Origin of the sequence: Daejeonella sp. (genome assembly GCF_037719425.1) — a bacterium.
GTDB lineage: Bacteria > Bacteroidota > Bacteroidia > Sphingobacteriales > Sphingobacteriaceae > Daejeonella.
Genome location: NZ_JBBJNI010000105.1, coordinates 6,716 through 14,863, shown reverse-complemented (window position 1 = coordinate 14,863; position 8,148 = coordinate 6,716). Strand labels below are relative to the sequence as shown.

General features: G+C 41.3%; 8 protein-coding genes and 1 pseudogene. 6 read left to right on the top strand and 3 right to left on the bottom strand.

Annotated elements, in window-relative coordinates; all coding sequences use genetic code 11:
- Positions 1-227 precede the first annotated feature (227 nt).
- A complete protein-coding gene (locus tag WKF69_RS13545; protein WP_340382607.1) occupies positions 228-1,805 on the top strand; it encodes a glycosyl hydrolase family 18 protein in 1,578 nt (525 codons plus the stop codon).
- Between the two features lie 82 nt (positions 1,806-1,887).
- Positions 1,888-2,118 carry a hypothetical protein gene (locus tag WKF69_RS13540; protein WP_340382606.1) on the top strand — a complete coding sequence of 77 codons (231 nt, stop codon included), beginning with the start codon at positions 1,888-1,890 and terminating at the stop codon, positions 2,116-2,118.
- Between the two features lie 502 nt (positions 2,119-2,620).
- Here the strand turns inward: WKF69_RS13540 and WKF69_RS13535 are convergent.
- On the bottom strand, positions 2,621-2,830 hold the full coding sequence (locus WKF69_RS13535) for a hypothetical protein (RefSeq protein WP_340382605.1): 210 nt from the start codon (positions 2,828-2,830) through the stop codon (positions 2,621-2,623).
- 352 nt (positions 2,831-3,182) lie between these two features.
- On the opposite strand from WKF69_RS13535, the gene WKF69_RS13530 reads away from it, so the two are divergent.
- Both WKF69_RS13530 and WKF69_RS13525 read left to right on the top strand, forming a co-directional pair.
- Entirely contained in the window at positions 3,183-3,455 is a 273-nt protein-coding gene (locus WKF69_RS13530; protein WP_340382604.1) for a hypothetical protein, read from the top strand.
- Positions 3,456-4,184: 729 nt separating this feature from the next.
- Positions 4,185-4,976: a hypothetical protein gene (locus WKF69_RS13525; protein ID WP_340382603.1), complete on the top strand. Its 792-nt coding sequence runs from the start codon at positions 4,185-4,187 to the stop codon at positions 4,974-4,976.
- 203 nt (positions 4,977-5,179) lie between these two features.
- Here WKF69_RS13525 and WKF69_RS13520 read toward each other — a convergent pair whose 3' ends face one another.
- Together WKF69_RS13520 and WKF69_RS13515 are read right to left on the bottom strand one after the other, a co-directional pair.
- Complete coding sequence (locus WKF69_RS13520) at positions 5,180-6,292, bottom strand: hypothetical protein (protein ID WP_340382602.1); 1,113 nt, start codon at positions 6,290-6,292, stop codon at positions 5,180-5,182.
- Positions 6,267-6,617 carry a hypothetical protein gene (locus WKF69_RS13515; protein WP_340382601.1) on the bottom strand — a complete coding sequence of 117 codons (351 nt, stop codon included), beginning with the start codon at positions 6,615-6,617 and terminating at the stop codon, positions 6,267-6,269. The genes WKF69_RS13520 and WKF69_RS13515 overlap by 26 nt, the downstream gene beginning before the upstream one ends.
- Positions 6,618-6,901: 284 nt before the next feature.
- On the opposite strand from WKF69_RS13515, the gene WKF69_RS13510 reads away from it, so the two are divergent.
- Together WKF69_RS13510 and WKF69_RS13505 are read left to right on the top strand one after the other, a co-directional pair.
- Positions 6,902-7,966 carry an XRE family transcriptional regulator gene (locus tag WKF69_RS13510; protein ID WP_340382600.1) on the top strand — a complete coding sequence of 355 codons (1,065 nt, stop codon included), beginning with the start codon at positions 6,902-6,904 and terminating at the stop codon, positions 7,964-7,966.
- Positions 7,963-8,148: pseudogene (locus WKF69_RS13505) on the top strand (hypothetical protein); the annotation flags it as partial. The gene WKF69_RS13510 and the pseudogene WKF69_RS13505, both read left to right, overlap by 4 nt.

The window sequence follows — 8,148 nt, the reverse complement described above, 5'->3', positions numbered from 1 at the left end:
CCATATCGCTAATTTACTAATTTTATTAGTATTTAACAAATGCCTACTTCAATAATTTTATTTCTTTAATCTCAAATGTAAATCACTACATTTAACAATCAGTCGGCTCTGATTGAATGATTTGTGTTAAGGAATGCGCCACGTTAACGGTTCTCTCGCGCTTTATTTTGCATGTTTTTGCATGGAATTCACTAAACATAATTTATAAACTAAACACAAAAACCATTATGAGATTAAAGCTTATGAACTGCTGCATACTCGGTATGCTCATTATTTCGTCGTGTAAAAAACAGGATGACATTTTCGAACCGCCGACTCTGGTTGAGGGATCCAAAAACCAGAGTACGGATATGACTGTCTCCGCCCTTGGAGACGCCAACATGAAGATCGTCGCTTATTTCCCTTCTTATCGCGACCCTGCCGGTGTGTCTGAGAGCAAATACCAGCTGATCACCCATTTACATTATGCTTTTATCAGCCCGAATGCCGATGGGAGCCTGCAGGCATTGCCTAACCCTGCCACTTTTAACAGCGTTATTGCTACTGCGCGTGCTAACGGCGTAAAAGTCGGTATTTCTGTGGCCGGTGCGGCAAATCTGAAGCTGGCCTGCGCTAACTCGGGCACCCGGACAACCCTGGTTAATAACCTGGTAAATTTTGTCTTAACAAATAACCTGGACGGACTCGATATGGACTGGGAATTTCCCCGTACTACCGATGGAACAGATCTCACCTATTCATCCCTGATGCAGCAGCTGTCTACCGCACTTCATGCGCAGAACAAATACCTGAGCGCGGCGCTTACTGCCGGTGTCTATGCTGGTTCAGTACGAGATGCTATCCGCACAGAAGTTTTCGGCTATGCTGATTTCTTCAATATTATGAGCTACGACGGACTGGGATGGGATACGGCACAACCCAATCAGCATTCCTCATATAATATGGCGGTGGCCAGCCTGGATTATTGGGCTACAACCAGGGCTATGCCTAAAGAAAAGGTGATCCTGGGTTTACCTGCCTATGGAAGAAGCAATGCCACCAGCGCATCGGCAACGTTCAAGGATCTGGTTGCGGCGGGCGCCAATACGAGTGCAGATTACTTCACTTTAAACGGCTTTCAATATGGATATAACGGCACAACCACTATTACCTCAAAGTCAAACCTAGCTAAAACCCGCGGAAACGGTGTAATGCTCTGGGAGCTGTTCCAGGATACCAATGGACCCGTATCCCTGCTGCAGTCTGCAAAAACTGCCTTAGGAATAGGAAATAACCCGGTAGGAATATTTGACGACTTCGAAGCCGGAGTGGGTCGCTACACCCGTGCCCCTACGTATAGCGGCACTACGGTAGGTATAGCCACAACCTCTGCTCTTACCCGTCCGAGCGGTTCGGCTCATGGCGGCTCGTATCAGCTTCGTGCTACCCTTAACGACAATACCGGGGTAACTACACCCTGGAAAGTCCGGTTACTTTCCGGCGACGGCCTGCCTGCAAATAATGTCGCTTCCGCTAAAAACGGTACCCTCTATTTCTGGCTTAAAACTAGTACTGCCCGTCCGGGTGCAACCGCACGGATCTGGATAGACGACAGCGACGGAGCTTTACAATCTCCGGCAATCGCCATTATTAACGACGGCGCCTGGCATAAATATGCCTGGAACTTAAATGCCTTTAACGGCACGCCTGTAAGTACTGGAAATAATGTAGTTGATGCAATTAATGTTACTCTTGATGCCATTATTCTTGAACAGGTGAATACGTCTGTTCAGTGGACGGTTAATATTGATGATGTAGGGAATTGATTACTTATGGTCCTTAATAAAAACGGGGTGCAGAAATGTACCCCGTTTTTTTTGTTAAGCCCATAACTCCTACCTTTGTCCCATGCAAGAACCTTTCGACATTTTCATCGGCCCCACACCTTATTCCGTATTTCCCGAAGAGGATAATACATTTACTATTTTCAAAGATGGAAAGGAATATACCCAGATTCAAAAGGACACAGAAGGGGTATGGCTGAAGATGGATTATGAAACGGGGCTTCCGCTGTTTGATGAGGATGTTGAGGTTAATGAGATTGGGAGACAGATAGGTTTGTATCAGGCTGAGAAGTAGAATCTCTTAATTACTTTTTTCCGCTCATAGCCGCGGAAATGCCTAGTTCTTTGCTGTAGGTCAAAGAACCAAACCCCACCGCTGCGTGTGCTGCTTTTGAAGTTTCTGCTTGGGCAAGGACTGAAGTTGCCGCACCACCCGATGCGGAATGGCGGTGAACGGAGATTCAGTGGTTTGGCTTAAGAGGTATACTCTTCCGCTCATCGCCGCGGAGGCTAGTTCTTTGCTGCAGGTCAAAGAACCAAACCCCGCCGCTGCGTCTGTTGCTGTCGAAGGTACTGCTTAGGCTTTGTCTGTAATTACCGCAACATCCGCCCTGGGCGGAGGAATGAAAGTGAACGGAGATTCAGTGGTTGGGCTTAAGAAGCGTACACATCGCTGGCTGGTGTAGATGGGCATACCTCTGCAGCCTGCGGCGTGTAGGAAGAAGCTTTCCTGCCGAAAGGTTCGCACTGATTACTGATTACTGATTACCGCTCACCGGATGAGTGTATTCTGGAATTTAGCTTTTTTTCCTGCTTTTAATAATCGTATTTAATTGAGACATAAATACTGTAGCTTCTTTTTTATTCCTTAGTACGCTAACCAATCCGTCTTTTTTAACAGTTAAAGATTTGAGCTTAAGGCGTCGCTTACCCTTTGCAGAACCTGAGGTTGTTTTACTTGCCACTTCCTTGAAGAGATCAAGGGTATCTTTTACTTGTGGATTCATATAACAAATATAATCAATGATTTAGTTAAAATAAATCATTGAGCTCTTCTGTACCGTCCAATTGAGGAGAATTAAAGGTCATCGAAGTGAAATCCGGCGCCACAGAAAGGGGAATATAAGTATTTCCTAGATCTATTGTTATCACTCTTGTTTACCTTGCGTAATTACCTTTAAATTTGAGACTCACAACCATAATTTGGCGGATCGAAATCCAAGACTTAATTTTCCTGATTCAAATTCATGTAATGTAGCGATGAATGGATTTAATTAATCTTACTCTCATCTAACCGGTAGCTTTATTTGGATTAACGGTTTCTTTCAGTTAAGTTTATTAACCTAAACGCTCTCACGTTTGAAAGATTTAACGCTCCGGTACCTCAGGGACCTGCTCCTGTGTGCTGCTTTAATACTCTCTACCAACTCATTGGCTGCCGCTCCCGGTAAACTTAATAGCAACTTTGTATTTGACAACCATGAGCTTCGCGAAACGGTCGTTTATATAACTAAAACGGGTAAGAAGTATCATAATGATTGGTGCCGTTATCTGAGCCAGAGTAAGATAAAAACGACCCTGAAGAAAGCGGTGGCAGGGGGGATGGATGCTTGCAAGGTTTGTAAACCGTAAAACGACTCCTTACGGTTACCCGTAAATACACACATGACAGCTGTGGTAGATTTGAGAAGTGATATTAATTTATCAATTAACTCATTGTTTAATTAAAACAGAAAGACATGGCAAAAGTAGCACCGTTTCATTCAATCAAGCAGTCTGTACACCACGATGACAGTACTTGTACTGAGGGAAACAACATTGAAAAGGTAAACCGTAGAGAAGGGACAGGCGGTAAGCCGAAGTGTAAGAACTGTAAGTAAACCAATTAACGCTTTATCAGTTTACACTTTATGAAAGATGAATGACTGCCCTTGCTGAATAAGCAGGGGCTTTATTTTTGTATGGGACAATCAACTTTCACTTTTTTGGTGACCACATATTCATCGTAAATGTGTTGTGATAATGGGTATAGGCGACGTCGACTGTTCGGTGGATATTGACCTGCAGCTGTAAATAATTCTACCAAATTATTGTTTCTTATATACCAAATGTTGTTTATGTGCTTTGCGGTTATGCTGTCTGCACACGAGATCCATTTTAAAGTATTCAATGTAAATGCATCGAATTGGACTGTTTGCCCATTTGGACTACATTCACTACCTACATAATTGTAGCCGTTCCAATACATACAGGGTGGATCGCTATTTAAAAATGACAAAACCGACCCGTTCGAGCCTTGTTTAGATGAAGAAATCCATACTGGGACGATGGAAAAGAATATTCAATTTAAGGCAAAATATTATGAGCGAATTTAAACGAGGAATTGAGAACCAAAAATTCATTGAGGAATTAAACAGCAATACGGATTTCCAAAGAATGATTGCGGATAAAGATTTATTTATTGCCATTCGCGATGAGTATCTTAACGTTTACTACTACGGGCAAAGTATTAGTAAAATTAGTTTTGCTGGCAATAAAATCAAATGGAGAACACACAAGAAATATCTGGGAATAAATGAAAGCGGGTATGCAGATACTTCGAGCCATTTGGACGATTTAGAAAATATTAAAGCGATAATAGCTAGAGAATATGCCGGTAGAGAAAAGAAGCAGGTGAATGCACAGATTTTAAAAAATGAAAAATTGTGCATTTTAGATGTAGAAGTAACGTTCGGCAGAGAGGAAAATTCCGGGAAACTAAGCATTGACTATCTCGCTGTTGAGAAAAATGAAAACGACAAAATCACTTTAGTATTCTACGAAGCAAAGCATTTTGATAACTCCGAAATTCGAGCGAGAGATGAACCGAAAGTATTTAACCAGATAAAAAAATATGGGATGGCTTTGAATACTCATAAAATTGAAATCATCAACTCGTATAAAACCATTTGCAAAAATGTGTTTGAATTGAATTTGAATAACAGGGACAAACTCCATAAACTCATTGGTGCAGACATTGGACAAATAGAAATTGATGTTGAACCACGCCTTATAATTTTCGAAATTGATCAGAGCAAAATTAAAGACACTCATATTCAAAAACTAGAACAAAAGTACAGACAACCTAGATTGATACTAATAGAAAGAAAGTGAGACAAAAACTGCATTGAACAGGTTGATTTAGATCACCTTGAGAAAGATACGCTCGAACTTCACCTAACCTGCAAAGGGAATAATCTGGTGTATGTTTTTGATTTCAAAAACGGCAAGTGGAAACTAATGGAATACGATCCTTTCGCTATTCATGATAAGGTTAAGCATGGGAAGGTCATCAAGGCATTGAAGTTTCCCGTACCTTAACTTACTTTCTTCAATAGCCCAGATGATTTTTTTACATTGTTAATCTTGGCTCGTTCGTGATCCAGCATAACCTTTCTGCAATCGATATTGTTTAAAATCAGCTCTGAAACCGACAGATTTGACTGGGAGAGGCTTTTGTAAACTTTCGTTCCCGGATATAATAAAACTTTGCGGTGTCCCATAGCATTCTTCACGGGCGACGCATCTGCTATGTGAATATTATTAATTAGCGCATTAAAATCCTTTAACCGTTTATAGGGGAACCCTTGTAGGATGACGTGGAGACGTGGCAGCCGGCCTAGTATATAATTGATTAGCGCAATAACTTGATTTATATCGTGGGTGCTTTTTTGAAGCTGGCAATTAATAGCGAAATATTCGATGTTCGGATTCGATCTAAACCAATCAACCCATCTTCGCGCTTGATGCGAATTAAGTGCGTAGACATGTGGTATTGCAGCAATTCCGCTATTTTCATACTCTAAACAGGATTGCAGGCTTCGTTTTATGTTCAACCCCTGAGAGAATGCGCATTCGCCATTAATAAGAGAAAAGTTGAAGCCTGTTGCTGCCAAAAGTCCCATCCCGGAAATAATTTCGAAGTATCTTATTCTATGGCGTTTATGCCAGATGTTCTCAATTAAACTATCAGGGCCAGATGTGAACAGTATTATTTTTTTGTTATCAAAGCATGGCGATTCTAACAGGGAACTTCTAATAGCCGGCTCTTTACCTTCATGTAAAGAACCGGCTTTATGCATAATGCCATTATTAATTATATCAATGAGAGATACGCCCACTACCGGGAAATCGTTTGAAAGAGTAGGGAGGTGGCTGACGTTCTTGTCAAACACGGGCATATAGTGGGGAAGCTTCACTATACGAGAATTAACCCTGGTATTCATTTCCAATCCATCTACCTCATTGAGGAATGCCTGTAAATCCGGGCTTTTACATGTAACTACATTGAGGTTGTAAGGATTCTCGCAAGACTCCTGGACGGTGCTGGATTCTTCTGGCAATACGTACGGGGCGAATTTACCTGTTGAGGTCTCACACGAAAGGGAAAATAAAGAGGGGCTTTTATGCGATTCTATGAAATCTTGCATGTATCACCTCCTTTTCTATGACTATTTTTCCGGAATACCGGATCCCCAAGTCACCGCAGTTAGCAACAATAGCTGATAACCTTTGATTTAGAGAGCCAATTTCCTCGCCTGATATCGTCAATATATACCGGGAGCCATTTTTAGTCATTGTAATTGATGCCCCCTGTATCGCCCAGATATTTGGCTTTACCTTGACATCAAAAGATACCGGACAGATGTCGGCCACAAAGTTACCTCTGCTCGGTACGATTCTCGATGTAACCGTTCCTTCCGGGGTTCTAATTATCGTTTTGTCTTTTTTCTTTCGGTCTGTTCCTGATCCCATTATTCTTATTATTTAGATGCGTTAATTTTCTGTTTGTGTTCATAGTATCTTGAATTATTGGTTTAACTAATTGCTTGACAAATATAAAATATAAATTAGTTTTTGTCAACCATGTGGAAAACTAATATTATGTGTAAAACAATCTTTTACAGTCATTTAACTTCATTTTAAAGATAATTATGCTCCGATCAGGCTTTTTTGTATTTTACGATGTGTTAAAATATTTGTAATTTTGTCAACCAAATGTTGAGAACTTTGTTTAGATTTCAACTAAGAATAAAATTATGAGCACTCTATTCGCTGAAAGATTTAAATCCGCCCGTTTAATGAATGGTTTTTCATTGCAGGATCTCTCGGACCAGTTAAAGAATAAGATCAGCAAGCAGGCCCTTCACAAGTATGAAAAAGGTGATGTTATTCCTGATAGTGAAATGATCGGATTGCTATGCGATGTGTTGGGGGTAAGGCCGGATTACTTTTTTCGGGATAGCCAGGTGAAACTGGGCGAGATTGAATTCCGGAAACTCAAAAAATTGCCCGTTAAAGAAGAGCAGCGTATCATTGAGTACGCGGTGGATTATCTTAGCAGGTATATTGAACTGGAAAAGTTGCTGAATATTGATACTCAATTTGTCAATCCTTTGAAGGACTGGCCTCCAATTACCTCATTTAGTGATGTTGAGAATGCCGCAGCGGAAGTTCGTAAAGCCTGGAATATGGGTTCAGATGCAATTTCTAACGTTATTGAGCTCCTGGAAGATCATCACGTCAAGGTAATATATATTAATTCAGGTGATGCCTATGATGGTATGCAAACCTGGGTATTAGATTATCACGTACCAGTGATAGCTATAAACGAAAGTAAAGTGAAGAGTGACGACCGGAAACGCTTTACCGCAATGCATGAACTGGGGCATCTGCTCTTGCCCATGCCCGGGAAACTTGCAGAGAAGGAAAAGGAAAAGATCTGCCACCAGTTTGCAGCTGCTATGTTATTTCCCGCCGAAGCTTTAACAAATGAGGTGGGAAACCACAGGACCAGGATCCATGTGAGGGAACTGGGCTCCTTAAAAAAGCAGTATGGGATATCCATGCAGGCGATCATCATGAGAGCTAAGGATCTGGGGATAATAACTGATGCATATTGCCGGCAGCTATTTGTCTTTTTTAAACAAATGAATTGGAGGGTTGAAGAGCCTGTAAATTATGAGGGAAAGGAGTCTTCAAATCGCTTTGACCAGTTAATTTTCAGGGCACTTGCAGAAGAAGTCATATCTGTAAGTAAAGCGGCATCGCTAAAAAATCAAAAGCTGGCTGAATTTCACCAGCAGAGCCTGTTAATGGAATGAAGGTAGCAGTAACAGATGCGTGTATTTTTATAGAGCTGCATCATCTGTTGCTGACCTCCCTGTTCTTTAGGCTTGATATTGAAATTCATACAACCGTAGATGTGTTCAATGAGCTGTATCCCGAACAAAGGGAGCTCCTGAAAGCATACGAAGCTGGCGGCAAATTATTTCTGCACTCGTTG

Excerpts from the sequence above, each read along its gene's own strand:
- WKF69_RS13545 (WP_340382607.1), top strand. The coding sequence starts at position 228 with ATGAGATTAAAGCTTATGAACTGCTGCATACTCGGTATGCTCATTATT.
- WKF69_RS13525 (WP_340382603.1), top strand. The coding sequence starts at position 4,185 with ATGAGCGAATTTAAACGAGGAATTGAGAACCAAAAATTCATTGAGGAA.
- WKF69_RS13520 (WP_340382602.1), bottom strand. The coding sequence starts at position 6,292 with ATGCAAGATTTCATAGAATCGCATAAAAGCCCCTCTTTATTTTCCCTT.
- WKF69_RS13540 (WP_340382606.1), top strand. The coding sequence starts at position 1,888 with ATGCAAGAACCTTTCGACATTTTCATCGGCCCCACACCTTATTCCGTA.
- WKF69_RS13535 (WP_340382605.1), bottom strand. The coding sequence starts at position 2,830 with ATGAATCCACAAGTAAAAGATACCCTTGATCTCTTCAAGGAAGTGGCA.
- WKF69_RS13510 (WP_340382600.1), top strand. The coding sequence starts at position 6,902 with ATGAGCACTCTATTCGCTGAAAGATTTAAATCCGCCCGTTTAATGAAT.
- WKF69_RS13515 (WP_340382601.1), bottom strand. The coding sequence starts at position 6,617 with ATGGGATCAGGAACAGACCGAAAGAAAAAAGACAAAACGATAATTAGA.